At 71.1% G+C, this 15986-nt stretch carries 11 protein-coding genes; 3 read left to right on the top strand and 8 right to left on the bottom strand.

The genetic code is table 11. The annotated features are described in order from the left end of the window. Both OG782_RS24250 and OG782_RS24255 read right to left on the bottom strand, forming a co-directional pair. The gene (locus OG782_RS24250; RefSeq protein WP_406454271.1) at positions 1-267 is read right to left on the bottom strand and encodes a hypothetical protein; all 267 of its coding nucleotides are present in this window, start codon (positions 265-267) and stop codon (positions 1-3) included. After that, entirely contained in the window at positions 264-1244 is a 981-nt protein-coding gene (locus OG782_RS24255; protein WP_406454273.1) for an SPFH domain-containing protein, read from the bottom strand. The genes OG782_RS24250 and OG782_RS24255 overlap by 4 nt, the downstream gene beginning before the upstream one ends. 223 nt (positions 1245-1467) lie before the next feature. Here OG782_RS24255 and OG782_RS24260 point away from each other — a divergent pair, with 223 nt between their 5' ends. Next, positions 1468-3768 (top strand): transglycosylase domain-containing protein, encoded by a 2301-nt coding sequence (locus OG782_RS24260; protein WP_406454275.1) that lies wholly within the window; start codon positions 1468-1470, stop codon positions 3766-3768. Positions 3769-3854: 86 nt separating this feature from the next. On the opposite strand, the gene OG782_RS24265 is transcribed toward OG782_RS24260, so the two are convergent. The 4 genes from OG782_RS24265 to OG782_RS24280 form a co-directional block, all read right to left on the bottom strand. Continuing rightward, positions 3855-5324 carry a catalase gene (locus tag OG782_RS24265; protein WP_406459243.1) on the bottom strand — a complete coding sequence of 490 codons (1470 nt, stop codon included), beginning with the start codon at positions 5322-5324 and terminating at the stop codon, positions 3855-3857. Positions 5325-5447: 123 nt separating this feature from the next. Then, positions 5448-7364, bottom strand: a complete 1917-nt coding sequence (locus OG782_RS24270; RefSeq protein ID WP_406454277.1) for a SpoIIE family protein phosphatase — start codon at positions 7362-7364, stop codon at positions 5448-5450. 440 nt (positions 7365-7804) lie between these two features. Continuing rightward, complete coding sequence (locus OG782_RS24275; RefSeq protein WP_406454279.1) at positions 7805-8491, bottom strand: DUF402 domain-containing protein; 687 nt, start codon at positions 8489-8491, stop codon at positions 7805-7807. A gap of 44 nt (positions 8492-8535) precedes the next feature. Then, a complete protein-coding gene (locus OG782_RS24280) occupies positions 8536-9960 on the bottom strand; it encodes a class II fumarate hydratase (protein WP_406454281.1) in 1425 nt (474 codons plus the stop codon). A 107-nt stretch (positions 9961-10067) separates the two neighbouring features. Here OG782_RS24280 and OG782_RS24285 point away from each other — a divergent pair, with 107 nt between their 5' ends. After that, positions 10068-11594, top strand: coding sequence for a ricin-type beta-trefoil lectin domain protein (locus OG782_RS24285; protein WP_406454283.1), 1527 nt, complete (start codon positions 10068-10070; stop codon positions 11592-11594). A 136-nt stretch (positions 11595-11730) separates the two neighbouring features. Here the strand turns inward: OG782_RS24285 and OG782_RS24290 are convergent, their stop codons facing one another. Both OG782_RS24290 and OG782_RS24295 read right to left on the bottom strand, forming a co-directional pair. After that, positions 11731-13032: a M18 family aminopeptidase gene (locus OG782_RS24290; RefSeq protein WP_406454285.1), complete on the bottom strand. Its 1302-nt coding sequence runs from the start codon at positions 13030-13032 to the stop codon at positions 11731-11733. Positions 13033-13489: 457 nt separating this feature from the next. Then, positions 13490-14767 (bottom strand): MFS transporter, encoded by a 1278-nt coding sequence (locus OG782_RS24295; RefSeq protein WP_406459245.1) that lies wholly within the window; start codon positions 14765-14767, stop codon positions 13490-13492. A 158-nt stretch (positions 14768-14925) separates the two neighbouring features. Between OG782_RS24295 and OG782_RS24300 the strand changes: the two genes are divergently transcribed. After that, positions 14926-15942, top strand: coding sequence for a LuxR C-terminal-related transcriptional regulator (locus OG782_RS24300; protein WP_406454287.1), 1017 nt, complete (start codon positions 14926-14928; stop codon positions 15940-15942). Positions 15943-15986 lie beyond the last annotated feature (44 nt).

Here is a 15986-nt window from a genome sequence, read left to right on the forward strand (position 1 = left end):
TCACTCCGGCCCCGGCCCCGGGTCCGGTTCAGGCGCCTTCGGCGGGCGGCCCCGGCGCGGGATGGGCGCCGCGCCGCCCGGCAGCCGTCCCGCCTCCGCGAGCGCCCGTCGCAGCAGGAACTCGATCTGCGCGTTCGCGCTGCGCAGCTCGTCCGAGGCCCAGCGCGCCAGCGCGTCGTGCACGGCGGGGTCCAGCCGCAGCAGCATCTGCTTGCGCTGCTGCGGCCGGGACTGCGGCGCCCTGCGCCGGGGGGATTCTTCCGTCACTGGTAGAGCGTGCCCGTGTTGAGGACCGGCTGCACCGCACGGTCGCCGCACAGCACCACCATCAGATTGCTCACCATGGCGGCCTTGCGCTCCGGGTCGAGCTCGACGATGTCCTGCTCGGCGATCCGGGCCAGCGCCATCTCGACCATGCCGACCGCGCCTTCCACGATCTGCTGCCGGGCCGCGACCACGGCGCCCGCCTGCTGGCGCTGGAGCATCGCGGAGGCGATCTCGGGGGCGTACGCGAGGTGGCTGAAGCGGGACTCGATGATCCGCACGCCCGCTGCCCGGACCCGTGCCGTGAGCTCCACGGCCAGCTTCTCGGTGATCTCCTCGGCGTTGCCCCGGAGCGAGAGGCCGCCCTCCTCGTGGGCGTCGTACGGGTACTCGATCGCGATGTGCCGGACGGCCGCCTCGGTCTGGGTGGCGACGAACTCCAGGAAGTCGTCGACCTCGAAGAGGGCCTGTGCGGTGTCCTCGACCTTCCAGACGACGATCGCGGCCAGCTCGATCGGGTTGCCGTAGGCGTCGTTGACCTTGAGGACGGCGGTCTCGTGGTTGCGGACCCGGGTGGAGATCTTGCGGCTGGAGGTCAGCGGGTTGATCCAGCGCAGCCCGTCGGCGCGGATGGTGCCCACGTACCGGCCGAAGAGCTGGATGACCCTCGCCTCGCCCGGTGCGACCATCTTCACACCGCCCATGCAGAAGAACGAGGCGATGGCGAGCAGCACGCCCAGGATGCAGACCGGGACGCCGACGCCGTTGTTGCCGTTGCTCCCGATGACGCCCCCGATGATGGCGAGACCGATGCCGACGATCACCCCGAGCACGGTCAGGAGCAGGCCGAGGCCGCCCGCGATGCTGTGCGCCCGCACCTCGCGGACCTGCGGTTCCGGCATCTGCGGGGCGTCGGGCTCAAGGCCGGCCGGCGGTGCGGCCGGACCGGTGGGTGTGGTCGGAACCTGTGGATCGGTCATGGAATCCCCCGTTGAGTGTGGGCTAGCTCTGCGCTAGCAATGTGATTACACATTAATGCTTTTCGCAACCCTGCGCACCTCTCGTGAGTCGGTTCCTTTGGGAACGGGTGCTGATTGTCACGTCCGGAAAACACCGGATCGCCAGCTTTTTGTCCTTACCGACGGTGTTAGCTGGCAGGTCCGAGCTGATCCGGTCGAGCAGAGAAGCGGGAGTAACACAGCAATGGGTCGAGCGGATGCGCGACGAGCCCAGCGGCGCGGGTCGCGGCGGGCCGAGAAGAGCGGCGGCATACGCAGACTCTTCACCTGGCGGAAACTACTGGGCACGGCCTTCGGGGTCTGCCTGCTGGGCATGGGCGCCTTCGCCGTGCTCTACATGATGGTGAGCGTGCCCGAGGGCAACGCCCAGGCCAAGCTGCAGAGCAACATCTACAAGTACTCCGACGGCACCCTGATGGCCAGGACCGGCGAGGTCAACCGCGAGATCGTGGACCTCGCCCAGGTGCCGAAGGAGGTCCAGATGACCTTCGTCGCCGCCGAGAACAAGTCCTTCTACCAGGACCAGGGCGTCGACTTCAAAGGCACCGCCCGCGGCCTGCTGAACACCGTTTCCGGCAAGGGCAAGCAGGGTGGCTCGACCATCACCCAGCAGTACGTCAAGAACTACTACCTCGACCAGGACCAGACGGTCACCCGCAAGCTCAAAGAGCTGGTCATCTCGCTGAAGGTCGACCAGAAGCGGAGCAAGTCGGAGATCCTCGCCGGGTACATCAACACCAGCTACTACGGCCGGGGCGCGTACGGCATCCAGGCCGCGGCACAGGCGTACTACAACAAGGACGCCAAGGACCTGGACGTCGCCGAGGGCGCCTACCTCGCCGCGCTGCTCCAGGCGCCCAGCCAGTACGACTGGGCCGTCGCCGGCCCGAAGGGGAAGGCGCTCGTCAAGGAGCGCTGGAACTACGTGCTGGACAACATGGTCGAGGAGAAGTGGCTGGACTCCGGCGAGCGCCAGAAGCAGACGTTCCCGTACCCGAAGGACCCCAAGCCGCTGAACGGGGCCGCCGGCCAGAAGGGGTACATCGTCGATGCGGCCCGCGACGCGGTGCTGAAGGAGACGGGCATCAGCCGCGAGCAGTTCGACCTCGGCGGCTGGACGGTCACGGTCAACATCGACAAGAAGCAGCAGCAGAAGCTGGAGAAGTCGGTCGAGACGAAGCTGATCGACAAGCTGGACACCAAGCAGCGCAAGCTCGACCAGGACATCCAGGCCGGCGCCGTCTCGGTGGATCCGAAGACCGGCGCGGTGATCGCCCTGTACGGCGGTCGCGGCCAGTCCGAGCACTGGACGTCGAACGCCGGGCGACGCGACTACCAGCCCGCCTCCACCTTCAAGCCGGTCATCCTCGCCGCCGCACTCGACCAGGAGTCGGTGACGCAGGAGGACCAGCGGATCACCGCCAACACCCGCTACGACGGGACCAGCAAGCGCCCGGTCGAGGGCAGTGACCAGGCCTTCGCGCCGGAGAACGAGGACGACCGGGACTACGGCCCGGTCACCGTCCAGACGGCGATGAACAAGTCCATCAACTCCGTCTTCGCCCAGATGGGCGTGGACGTCGGCATGGACAAGGTGATGCAGACCGCCGGCAAGCTCGGCATGGACGTGGAAGGCCTCCCGGCCGTGCCCGCGCAGACACTCGGCTCCATGGGCGCGAGCCCGATGGAGATGGCCGGGATCTACGCCACGCTCGACAACCACGGCAAGAAGGTCACCCCGCAGATCGTGAAGTCGGCCGTGCACCAGGGCGACGACCCGGTGCAGATGCCCGACGCCATCGGCGACCAGGTCATCAGCCGCCAGGCCGCGGACTCCGTGACCTCCGTGCTGACCGGCGTGGTCGACGACGGTACGGCCCAGGGGTCCGTGCGCAACGCCGAGGGCCTGACCGACCAGCAGATCGCGGGTAAGACCGGCACCTCGGACGACAACAAGTCCGCCTGGTTCACCGGCTACACGCCCGACCTCGTCACCTCGGTCGGCCTCTTCGGCGAAGCGGCCTACCCCCGTACCGGCGACGACGGCAAGAAGGTCCAGAAGGGCGCGCAGGTGACCCTGAAGGGCGCCGGCGGCGGCGGCCGCGTCAACGGCGGCGGCTTCCCGGCCGAGATCTGGGCCGACTTCACCGCGAAGGCCATGGGCGAGCCGAGCAAGTTCGTCCTCGACACCGACATGGGCGCCGCGGTCACCCCGCCGCCGGACACCAGCTCGCCGAGCGCGACCACGTCGCCCTCCGAGAAGGCCTCGCCCTCCGAGGAGCCGACCACCGACGCACCCACGTCCGAGCCGCCCACGGACACCGAGTCGCCCGTCACCACGCCGCCCGCCAGCCCCACGGGGGACCCGACGAGCGGGCCACCCACCGACCCGGCGACCGAGCCCGGCCCCACGGCCACGGGAGACGTTCCGGTGAAGCCGGGGGAGAACAGACCGGACAACAAGGACAACGCGCTGACGGGCTGATCCGCCGGCGCGCCGCATCGCCGAACGGGCGGTGTGCGAGGGTTCCGCCCTCGCACACCGCCCGTTCCGTGTTGCGCCCGCCCCGGTCAGCCGCCTGCGACCTTCTTCGCGACACGGTCGCCGAGATCCTTGTCCACGTTGCGCCAGTACTGCAGCGCCCGTTCCAGGACCGGGCGGCTCACACCGTCCAGCAGATGGCCGGAAATGTTCGACACCAGCCGCGCGCGCGCCGCGTCGTCGAGGACCGTGCGCACCATCGTGCCCGCCTGGCCCCAGTCGTCGTCGTCCCGGCGCAGCGTGTACGCCTCGTGCACCATCTCGCCCGCCGTCGCCCAGCCGGCCGGCTCGCCGAAGCGCGCGGTGTCGGCCGCCGGACCGCCGTACGAGTTCGGGGCGTAGACGGCACCCGTACGCGACGGCTCGTACCGCATCGGGCCGTCCTTGGAGTACGAGTTGCGCGAGAAGCGCGGCCGGTTCGGCGGCAGCTGCGCGTAGTTCGGGCCGATCCGGTAACGGTGGGTGTCCGGGTACGAGAAGAGCCGGCCGAGCAGCATCTTGTCGGGGGACGGACCGATGCCGGGCACCAGGTTCGACGGCTCGAAGGACGCCTGTTCGATATGGACGAAGAAGTCCTCGGGGTTCTCGTTCAGCGTCATCCGGCCGACCTCGGTCAGCGGGTAGTCGCCGTGCGGCCAGACCTTGGTCAGGTCGAACGGGTTGAACCGGTAGTCCGGGGCGTCGTCGAACGGCATGATCTGGACGGAGAGCGTCCAGCTCGGGTGGTCGCCGCGCTTGATCGACTCGAACAGGTCGCGGCGGTGGACGTCACCGTCGGTCCCGGCCATCGCGTCGGCCTCGTCCTGGGTGTAGAACTCGATGCCCTGGTCGGTCTTGAAGTGGTACTTCACCCAGAACCGCTCGCCGCCCGCGTTCACCCACATATAGGTGTGCGAGCTGAAGCCGTCCATGTGGCGGTACGTCTTCGGGATGCCCCGGTCGCCCATCAGCCACGTCACCTGGTGCGCGGACTCGGGGGACAGGGTCCAGAAGTCCCACTGCATGTCGTGGTCGCGCACCCCGCTGTCGGGGCGGCGCTTCTGCGAGCGGATGAAGTCCTGGAACTTCATCGGGTCCCGTACGAAGAAGACCGGCGTGTTGTTGCCGACCATGTCGTAGTTGCCGTGCTCCGTGTAGAACTTCAGTGCGAATCCGCGGGGGTCGCGCCAGGTGTCCGGGGAGCCCTGCTCACCGGCGACCGTGGAGAAGCGGGCGAGCATGGCGGTCTGCTTGCCCGGCTGGAAGAGGTCGGCCTTGGTGAACTGGCTGACGTCGTTGGTCACCTTGAAGGTGCCGTAGGCGCCGGAGCCCTTGGCGTGGACCACCCGTTCGGGGACCCGTTCACGGTTGAACTGGGCCATCTTCTCGATGAGGTAGTGGTCCTGGAGCAGGATCGGGCCGTCGGTTCCGACGGTGAGCGAATGTTCGTCGCTCTCCACCGGGATTCCGGCGTTGGTGGTGGTGTAGGGGGCGTTCTTGGTCCTGGACTCCTCGGTCACGAGCGTCCTCCCGTCGGTGGGGGTTTCGGTCAGGTCGCGTCGCACACGACTGAAGTCAACTCCGCACGAAGGAGGTCGGCAACATTTGGAAACGCTGCGTGACCGCCGCCCCGACGGCCCCGCTCACTGCCCCCCGGTGGGCATCTCGAACCAGACGACCTTGCCGGTCGACAGCCGGGTCGCCCCCCACCGCCGGGCCAGCCGGTTCACCAGGAACAGCCCGCGGCCGCCCTCGTCCATGTCCCGGGCCCGGCGCTGCCGGGGCAGCTGCGGGGCGTCGTCGCCGACCTCGCAGCGCAGGATGTCGGTCCGCAGCAGCCGCAGGGTCACCGGCCGCTCCGCGTACCGCACGGCATTGGTCACCACCTCGCTGACCAGGAGCTCCACCGAGTCCGACAGGTCATCGAGACCCCACCTGCTGAGGGCGCGGCGGGCGAGCCTGCGGGCGCGGCCCGGGGCGGAGTCCTCCGGTTCCAGGAACCAGTACGCGACGTCGCTCGGCGCGATCCCGTCGAACCGGGCGGCGAGCAGGGCGATGTCGTCGTCCCGGTCGCCCGGACCGAGCATGTCCAGCACGTCGTCGCAGAGGGCCTCCAGCGGCGGCGAGTGGTCCGGGCCGGTCAGCCGGGCGGTCGCGGCGAGCCGCTCGCGCAGCTGCTCGATGCCGGTCCAGACGTCCCGCAGCCGGGACTCGACCAGGCCGTCGGTGTACAGCAGCAGCGTGGCGCCCGCGGGTGCGTCCAGCTCGACGGCCTCGAAGTCCACCCCGCCGACGCCGATCGGGGCGCCGGGCGGCACCCGGAGCACCTCGGCGCGGCCGCCGAGGTGGAGCAGGACGGGCGGCGGGTGGCCGGCGTTGGCGATGGTGATGCGGTGCGCGACGGGGTCGTACACCGCGTAGAGGCAGGTCGCCATGCGGTCGCTGCCGAGCCGCTGCGCCTGCTCGTCGAGGTGGTGCAGCACCTCCTGCGGCGGCAGGTCGAGCCCGGCCAGGGTCTGCGCGGTGGTGCGCAGCTGGCCCATGATCGCGGCGGACGTCATGGAGTGGCCCATGACGTCACCCACGACCAGGGCGACCCGGCTGCCGGGCAGCGGGATCGCGTCGTACCAGTCGCCGCCGACCCGGGCGGTCTCCGCGGCCGGGAGGTAGCGGGAGGCGAGCCGGACCCCGGTGGGCTGGGGGAGTGAGTCGGGCAGCATGGTGCGCTGGAGCTCGTCGGCGATATAGGCCTCGCGCCCGTACAGCACGGCCTTGTCGATGCCGAGTGCGGTGTGCGTCGCCAGCTGGGCGGCGACCAGCAGGTCGTTGGCCTCGAAGGGCGGGCGCTCGGTGCCGCGCAGGAAGACCGCGGCGCCGATCACCCGGCGCCGGCCGCGCAGCGGGGCCAGGATCGCCCGGTGTCCGGAGGGCACGGTGCGGTCCGCGCCGAGCAGCTCGGGCAGTGCGACCCGGGCGGCGGCGGAGTCGCCGAAGACCGGCCGTACACCGCGCAGCACCTCGGCCAGCGCACCGCCGGCCCGGACCTCGCACAGTTCGGAGGCGGGCGTCAGATCGGCCTGCGGATCGATGGCGGGCAGCCGCAGCCGTTCGGTCTCCGACAGGCCCTCGGTCTCCTCGTCGGCCAGCCGCAGCCGGTCGGAGCGGCGCAGCCGCAGCACGAACGGGTTGACGGGCCGTTCGTCGCCGACCGGCAGCGGGTCGCGGAGGTAGACGAGTATGGCGTCGGAGAACGTCGGCACGCTGGCCCGGCACAGGCCCAGCACGATCTCGTCCAGGTCTATCCCGCGGGCGATCCGCCGGGTCGCGGCCCCCACGAAGCGCAGCCGGTCGCCCTCGCGACGGGCTACGGCCTGAGGGTCCGGGCCGGTCGCGGGGCCCGTGCCGGAAGCGGCAGGATTCGGCCCCTTGGCCGGGCCCGGGATCGCCGCGGAGGCGGCAGCCGCCGCGGATGCGGCATCCCGCTGCCGCGGCCGGGTGCGTTCCTGCGGCCGGGCGGCGAGAGGCTGCCGGCCTTCGTGGGAGGTGGGGTGCTCCGTCACGCGTGGGGTTCCGTCCGTCCGGGCCGGTTGTATGAGGCAATCACCTCGTGGGGCGCTACTGTGCCCCGCCAAGAGCGGCAATAACAACGGCTGACATCGCCTGCCCCGGTACGAGGGGCCGAAACCGGATGTCTGCGCAGAGGTTCGGTGACAACGTTTCCGGCGGCGCGGCGGCGGAATGCGAGCACGTCCCCACCCCCTCGTAGTGGCTCATGCGATACGGGCAACTCATGCGACTCGTACGACTCGTACGACTCATGTGAATCGTGCGACGAGTACGACTCATGCGGTTCGTGCGGCTGATGCGGTTCGTGAAGCGTGCCACGTGTGCGATGACTGGATGACTTGCGGTCAGGTCGCGTCCCGTACCTGCCGGTTGGGGCGGAGCTGCCTTCCTCGGGACGATCCTACGTTTGCCCCCCTGGGGTGCATCAAGGGTCTCACGACGGCATGGGGGAGGGGGTACGGTCCCAGTCATCGGGCAGCGCGGGAACCCGCCAGTGCGGATCGGGCCGCCAGTGCTCCCAGCCGTCCCGGAACGGCGCCCCCCATTCACGGATCACCCCGACCGCCGCCCGCCCGGCCGCACGCACCTGCTGTGCGACCTCGGGGGTCAGCAGGCCGACCCGCTGGGCCTGGTCGAACTCGTCCTCGTCGCGCCAGAGCCAGCTGCGGTCCGGGTAGACCGAGATGTCGAGGAAGTGGTCCTCGGAGTCGATGCCGCCCGCCCAGCGGGTCCGCGGCTCCTCGAGGTTCACGTACCAGCTGCGGAACTGCCAGCCCTGCTCCCAGAACAGCCAGACCGACCACGGTTCGCCGGGCCGGGCCAGCTTCAGCACCCCGTTGCCCAGCCAGGTCGAGCGGGCGGTGGTGCGCGGGGCGGTGTACCGGGTGGCGAGCGGCTCGGCGTGCACATCGGTGCCGTCCGTCAGGACCGGCTTCATGCATTCGGTGCCGGGCGCCACCCAGACGGCGAGGAGCGATTCCGTGTCCTGGACGACGGTGACGGGGCGGCAGATGTGCACCGGGTTCGGGCTCCGGTCGTGCCGCAGCGGTCCGTTGCCGCGGTAGCGCCACAGGATCTGATCACCCGGCGCCCAGCGCTCGGTCTCTCCGGTACCTGTCATGGAGGGATCTTAGTGACGCGGCCGCCCCGGCACAGCGATGCACGTCACGGACGAGTCATACGCAACACGTCCAGTGCCTCGTCGAGCTGTTCCACGGTGAGGTCCCCGCGCTCGACATAACCCGAGGCCAGCACCACTTCGCGGATCGTCCTGCGCTCGGCGAGGGACTTCTTGGCGACCTTCGCCGCCTCCTCGTAACCGATGTACTTGTTCAGCGGGGTGACGACGGACGGCGAGGACTCCGCGTACTCCCTGGCGCGCTCGACGTCGGCGGTGATCCCGTCGACCGTACGGTCCGCGAGCAGCCGGGACACCCCTGTGAGCAGCCGGATCGACTCCAGCAGGTTCTTCGCGATGACCGGGAGCATGACGTTCAGCTCGAAGTTGCCGGCGGCGCCCGCGACGGCGACCGTCGCGTCGTTCCCCATCACCTGGGCGGCGACCATCAGCACGGCCTCGGGAATGACCGGATTCACCTTCCCGGGCATGATCGAGGAGCCCGGCTGGAGGTCGGGGAGGCTGATCTCGGCCAGTCCGGTGCGCGGGCCCGAGGCCATCCAGCGCAGGTCGTTGCAGATCTTGGTGAGGGAGACCGCGATCGTGCGGAGCTGGCCCGACGTCTCGACCAGCCCGTCGCGCGCGCCCTGCGCCTCGAAGTGGTCCCGGGCCTCGGTGAGCGGCAGTCCGGTGACGCGGGCGACCTCGGCGATGACGGCGGCGGAGAAGCCGGGCGGGGTGTTGATGCCGGTGCCGACGGCCGTGCCGCCGAGCGGCAGTTCGGCGAGGCGGGGGAGTGAGGCGTTCAGCCGTTCGATGCCGTAGCGGATCTGTGCGGCGTACCCGCCGAACTCCTGGCCCAGGGTGACCGGGGTGGCGTCCATCAGGTGCGTACGCCCCGACTTCACGACCGTCGCGAACTCGGCGGACTTGCGCTCCAGCGCGGCCGCCAGATGGTCCAGGGCGGGGATCAGCGCGCCCGTCACCGCGCCGGTCGCGGCGATGTGGATGGAGGAGGGGAAGACGTCGTTGGACGACTGCGAGGCGTTGACGTGGTCATTGGGGTGGACCTCGCGGCCCAGGCGCTCGGTGGCGAGCGTGGCCACGACCTCATTGGTGTTCATGTTCGACGAGGTGCCGGAGCCGGTCTGGAAGACGTCGACGGGGAAGTGCGCGTCCCAGCGTCCGCCGGCGACCTCGGCCGCCGCCTCCTGGATGGCCAGAGCGATGTCCGGGTCGAGCACCAGCAGATCGGCGTTGACCTTGGCCGCCGCGGCCTTGATCAGGGCCAGGGCCTCGATGTGGGCCCGCTCAAGGCGCTGTCCGGAGACCGGGAAGTTCTCCACGGCCCGCTGGGTCTGGGCCCGCCACTTCGCGTCCGCGGGCACCCTCACCTCGCCCATCGAATCGTGCTCGACGCGGTAGTCCCCACCGGCCGGGTTGTTCCCGGTCCGGCCCGTTTCGTCGTTCATCTGCGTTCAACCTCCTGAAAAAGATGAGCACTTGTCTTGTTCTATGTATTCCCAAGTTGCCTACCGACCAGTAAATACCGTGGGTAACAACAACCTCGGGAGGCGCAATGAAGCGCACCAGATACCGACTCCGATGTACGGTCGCGGCCGCCGCGGCCATGGCAGCCGCGGTGGGCGGGATGACCGCCGCCGCCGGACCGGCGGGAGCCGCCCAGCCCGGTACCACCAGTACCGCATCCACCGCACTGCCGCCCGACCTGGAGGCCATCCGCGCCGCCGAGGCCACCAAGCTGTACGGTGACCCGGCCGAGCGCCCGCTGGCCGACCGCAAGACCGGACTGATCTCGCTCGGCGACAGCGAGATCTCGGGCGAGGGCGTCGGCACGTACGAGGCCGGCACCAACGGCCCCGACAACTGGTGCCACCGCTCGCCCGACTCGGCGATCCACCGCACCGGGATCCCGGCCGACGTCACGTACAACGTCTCCTGCTCCGGCGCGTACACCGGGAACATCGTCATCGGCGGCTCGAAGCAGTACGCCGACCAGCTCGTGCAGAGCGACAACCTCGCCATCAAGGCGCGCAACACCCGCATCAAGATGATCGTGCTGGTGGCGGGCGCCAACGACGACCTCCAGTTCGGCCCGGTCATGACGGACTGCGTCGAGCGCTGGGTGCTGTCCCAGGGGACCTGCGAGCCGAAGTACGACGGCGGCTGGCAGGCCCGCGTAGACGCGCTCGTGCCCAAGGTCGAGAAGACCGTGCGCGACCTGAAGACCGTGATGAGCGGCGCCGGATACACCGACGGCGACTACAAGCTCGTCGTCATGGGCTACCCGAGCCCCATCGGCCCGGACTTCTACGACAACGCGAACTTCCCCGGCAAGCTTCCCGGCGGCTGCGCCGGATACGACTCCGACGCCGCCTGGGGCCGTAACGTCGCCGTTCCCGCCTTCGAGCGCGGCATGCGCAAGGCGGCCACGGAGACCGGAGCCGTCTACCTGGACAACTCCCGGCTCTTCCACGGCCACGAGGTGTGCAGCGAGTCCACCTGGGCCCGCGGCCTGTTCATCGACCTCTCGCACTTCCCGCCGGACTCCAACTCCGTCCGGCAGTCCTTCCACCCGAACGCGGCCGGCCACGGCGCCTTCGCCTCCTGCCTGACCCAGATCTACAACTCGGGCCTGCGCGAGGCGAGCTGCGCCGACCCGGCCAGCACCGGAAAGCCCGTGCTGCAGCCCGCGGCCTGGGACGACCTCTTCAAGCCCGTGCGCGGCGAGGCCACGGGCAGCTGCCTGGACGTCCCCGCCTCGGTCACCCGCAACAACACCGGGGTCACCGGCTGGGAGTGCCACGGCGGCCGCAACCAGGGCTGGTGGTACGACTCCGGCACCAAGAACGTCCGTCCGCAGCTGAGCCACGACCGCTGCCTGGACGTACCGGGCGCCGACTACAAGGCCGGCGCCGCGCTCATCCTCTACAACTGCGGGGGCGCTGCCAACCAGCAGTTCGTCCAGCAGTCGGGCACCCTGCGCCCGGCCGCGTCGACCGGACTGTGCGCGACCCTGGCGGGTGCCCATGACCCGCTGAGGCTCCAGCCCTGCGACGGGAGCGCGAGCCAGCGCTTCGCGTAGCCCACGGGCTCCACAGGGGCGGGGAGGGGCCGTATGCGGCCCCTCCCCGCTCCGTACGGGCCGCATCCGGCCCTCCCCGCCCTGTACGGGCCGCATCCGGCCCCTGACCGCCCCGGTGCACCGTGTGCCGGGGCGGTCAGCCGGAGGTCACGAACGCCCCCAGGATCGCCGCCAGGTGCCCGGGGTCCTCCGCCCCGCACAGCTCGCGCGCCGAGTGCATCGAAAGCCCCGGCACACCGACGTCGACCGTCTGTACGCCCAGCCGGGCCGCGGTCAGCGGGCCGATCGAGGTGCCGCACGGCATCGCGTTGTTGGAGACGAACGGCTGCCACGGTGCGCCCGCCCGCTCGCAGGCCGAGGCGAACAGCGCGATCCCGGTCGAGTCGGTGGCGTAACGCTGATTGACGTTGACCTTGATCGTGGGGCCGCAGTTGGGCAGCGGGCGGTGGTCGGGGTCGTGCCGCTCCGCGTAGTTGGGGTGGACCGCGTGTGCCATGTCGGCCGAGACGCAGAACGCACCGGCCAGCGCCCGGGACCAGTCCTCCTGGCTGCCGCCCCGCGCCGAGACCGAACGGCTCAGGACGCGCTCCAGGAGCGGGCTCTGCGCACCGGTGTCCGAGCCGCTGCCGACCTCCTCGTGGTCGAAGGCCGCCAGCACGGGGATGTACGCGGGCTCCTCGGCCGCCGTCGCCGCAGCGGTCAGCGCCGTGACACCGGCGTGCACCGACACCAGGTTGTCCAGGCGCGCGGACACCAGGAACTCCCGGTCCGCGCCCAGGTATCCGGGCGGCTGGATGTCGTGCAGCATCAGGTCCCAGCCCAGCACCTCGTCCGGCTCGGCCTCCGCCGCAGCCGCGACCCGGCGCAGCAGCGCCCCCTCCTCGGTGGCGCCGAGCGACCAGACGGGGGCGATGTGACGCTGCCGGTCCAGGGCGAGGCCGTCGTTGACGGTACGGTCCAGATGGATCGCCAGCTGGGGCACCCGCAGCAGCGGTTCGTCGATCTGGACGAGCCGCGAATCGGTCCGGCCGCCCGGGCCGCGAAGAGCCAGCCGGCCGGAGATGCCCAGGTCACGGTCGAGCCAGGTGTTGAGCGGCACTCCGCCGTAGATCTCCACCGCGATCTGCCGCCACCCCGCGGACGAGGTGTCGGGGGTGGGCTTGATCCGCAGGTTCGGTGAGTCGGTGTGCGTGCCGATGATCCGGAACGGCGTGTGGGCGGGTGCGGACTCGGGGGCGTACCAGGCGATCAGCGCGCCCCCGCGGACGACGAAGCCGCCGCCGGTGGTGCCCGTCCAGTCGTCGGTGCCCCTCAGTTCACGGAAGCCGGCCTTCTCCAGCCGCTGGGCGGCGCTCGCCACGGCGTGGTACGGGGAAGGGCTGGCCCTGATGAAGGAGAGAAGGTCGTCGGCGTGGCTGCGGTGGGGGACCGGCGTCATGCGGTGTCCGCCTTTCCGGAGTGGGACGGTGAGAGTGGTTCGGGCGTAAGGGTTCGGGCGGCGGTGTGCCGGTGCGGCGTTCGGGCCGGGCGGGGGCTGATGCGGCGTTCGGGACCGGGGGCGGTGCGGTGCGGCGTTCGGGACCGGGAGGAGCGGGGCCGGGGGCAGGGGGAGTTCTCCGGCAACGTCGGACAACTCACCGCATCGGCCCGGTGTCCCGCAAGCCGTGCGGACGGCCCGCTGCGCGAAAGCGGCGGTGCGGCCGGGACGCCGGCGGGCGGCACGGCCCTGACCGGCGCGGCGGCGCGCGGCCCGGCCCGCACGTCCTGGGCGACCCCCGTCCGGTACGGGGCCGCGCCGCCGGCGCGGGCCGCCGCCGGGAACGTGGCGGGCGCCGCCGGACGGCGCCGCGCAAGATTGGCTGAAATCCGTTGCACGCGGACCGGCCGGGCAGCCCTCACGGCGCCGACGGGCTCGACGCCGTCCTGCGCGGCCCCGCCACCCGGAACAGGAACACGGCGGCGACCACGAGAGCCACCCCGTGGGACCAGCCCACGACCGTCAGCGGGCTGTAGTGGTCGAGCGCCGCCGCGACGAGGATCATCCCGGCGCCGAAGCCGAGGTTCTCCACCGTCGCGGAGAGACCGAACGCGTGGGCGCGCAGCCCGGCCGGCAGGGTCTGCAGATGCGAGGTGTACGAGACCTCCGTGAGGCCGTCGGCGGCCCCCGCGACCAGGGCGATCACCGCCGTGGCCGTCAGCGGGAACCCGGCGAACGCCAGGATGAACGCCCCGGACATGACACAGGTGCCGTAGCCGAAGCCCGGCGCGCCGACGGACCGGCCGGTGCGCCGCCCGTACCGCTGGATCAGCTGCTGCGCCACGATGTTGCCGAGCGCCCACAGGCACCAGAAGGCGCTGACGAACACGGCCGGGTGCGAGGCGTCGAGCTCGCTGGAGTAGACCGGCAGGGCCGCGTTGTGCGACGAGGAGCCCAGCGCGTCCACACCGCGCAGCGCCACCATCAGCCCCAGAGCGGGGGCGCCGGCCAGTGCGGCGAGCGCGACGGGCATCCGGCGCCGGGCCGGCCGGGAGGCGGCCGCGCCCGCGGCGTCCGGGCCGGGGGGCGCTGCCCCGTCCGCGGCGTCCGGGCCGGGGGATGCTGCCCCGTCCGCGCCGGAGGCCTTCTCCGGCCTTCCCTTCCCGCCGCCCGCGATCGGCAGCAGGGCCACCGTGACGGCGCAGACCGCGAAGGTGGCCATGTCCACCACGAACGCGGCGGTGTACCCGACGAGCGAGACGACGACGCCCGCCGACGCGAAGCCGGCCACCATCGCCAGCGAACGGCCGGTGATGGAGAGTGAGTTCGCCCAGGAGCGCCGGTCCTCACCCACCATCTCGGGAATGGAGCTGCGCAGGGACACCATGAACAGCGTTCCGCAGGAGCCGACGACGACGGAGACGGCGACCAGCGCGGCCGTCCGCAGTCCGTCCGGCGCGAAAATCAGCAGCAGCATCACCGCCGCCTGCGCGATATTCGTCCAGAGCATGACGCTTTTCGCCGTGAACCGGGCGAGCAGACCGCCCGCGGTCAGCCCGGCGACAAATCCGGAAGCCAGCCGGACCGCCATGAACAGCCCCATGGCGAGAGCCCGGCCCGTCGTCTCGTAGACGAACAGATTGAGCGCCACCATATTCAGGAACGTGCCGTACGAAGAGACGGCGTAGCCGGTCACCAGGAATCGATAACGCCGTTCCCCGCGAGAGGAGTTGGCCGATTCGCCGGTCGGTGGGCTGATGGAGTGCTCGGTGCCGGGTGTCACCCGTTCATCGTCGTGGAAGTGCGCGAACTCGCCGCGGTCATCCCGTATGCACAAAGGTAATCTGCATACTTGTGAAGGACGATCATTCCAGCCCACCGGCATGTGATTGCCGCGAATCGTCGCCGGGCGGCGTCGCGCGGGGATTCCGTCCGCCGGAGCAGCCGTGCGAGGCGGCGCTCGCCTCCTACCGGCGTGCGCTGGTGGCGGGAAGCCTTCCGCAGGGCGAGGTGGCCGGCTGTCTGCGGGCCCTGCATCTGATGGTGACGGACCGCGAGTCACCGGGCTTCATGATTCCTGTACCACCGGAGACCGCCTCCTACTCCGCGCTGGCCCCGCTCCAGGAGGCCGTCCTCGAACGCCGCCGCGATCTGCGCTCCACCCGGGCCACGCTCTCCGTCTTCGAGGCCCTGTACGCGGACGTCCACCGCAGCGAACAGCCCGCACTCACCCGGCTCTCCGGCGAGCCCGTCATCAGCAAGGCGCTGGACGCGGGGGTGGCCGGCTGCCGGGAACAGGTCCGCACGGCACACCCCGGCGGCGGCCGGCCGGCGCACGTGCTCGAGGAGGCGCTGATCCGGGACCTGGGCAACCTGCGGCGGGGGATCCGGCAGCGGACCATCTACCAGCACACCGTCCGCTCGGACCGGACGACGCTCGCGTACATCGAGCAGGTCACCGCCGCGGGAGCGGAGATCAGGACGCTCGCCGAGGTGGCCGACCGGGTGATCGTCTTCGACCTGGACCTCGCCTTCGTCCCGTTCTCCGACGACGCACACGAGGCCCTGCGCATCCAGAACCCGTCCCTGGTGCGGTTCCTGGCCCGCAGCTTCGACGAGGCATGGGCCCGCGCGGTACCGGTCCGGCCCGAACGCGCGCCCCTGCGCACCCCCGTCGTCACGTCCGACCTGCAGCGCGCGATCCTGCAAGCGGTGGTCAACGGGGAGACGGACGCCTCGATCGCCCGGCGGATCGGGATGAGCCGCCGCAGCGTCGCCGAGCACATGCGCAAGGTCTCCGAGCAGCTGGGCAGCACCAGCCGCGCCCAACTCGGCTATCTGGTGGCGACCTCGGGGCTGCTCGACGGCTGAGGGGCGCCGCGGCCACGGCCGCGGCGCCCCTCGGGGCCTGTCCG

Origin of the sequence: Streptomyces sp. NBC_00876 (genome assembly GCF_045207435.1) — a bacterium.
Classification (GTDB): Bacteria; Actinomycetota; Actinomycetes; order Streptomycetales; family Streptomycetaceae; genus Streptomyces.

Excerpts from the sequence above, each read along its gene's own strand:
- OG782_RS24275 (WP_406454279.1), bottom strand. The coding sequence starts at position 8,491 with ATGACAGGTACCGGAGAGACCGAGCGCTGGGCGCCGGGTGATCAGATC.
- OG782_RS24255 (WP_406454273.1), bottom strand. The coding sequence starts at position 1,244 with ATGACCGATCCACAGGTTCCGACCACACCCACCGGTCCGGCCGCACCG.
- OG782_RS24285 (WP_406454283.1), top strand. The coding sequence starts at position 10,068 with ATGAAGCGCACCAGATACCGACTCCGATGTACGGTCGCGGCCGCCGCG.
- OG782_RS24280 (WP_406454281.1), bottom strand. The coding sequence starts at position 9,960 with ATGAACGACGAAACGGGCCGGACCGGGAACAACCCGGCCGGTGGGGAC.
- OG782_RS24290 (WP_406454285.1), bottom strand. The coding sequence starts at position 13,032 with ATGACGCCGGTCCCCCACCGCAGCCACGCCGACGACCTTCTCTCCTTC.
- OG782_RS24260 (WP_406454275.1), top strand. The coding sequence starts at position 1,468 with ATGGGTCGAGCGGATGCGCGACGAGCCCAGCGGCGCGGGTCGCGGCGG.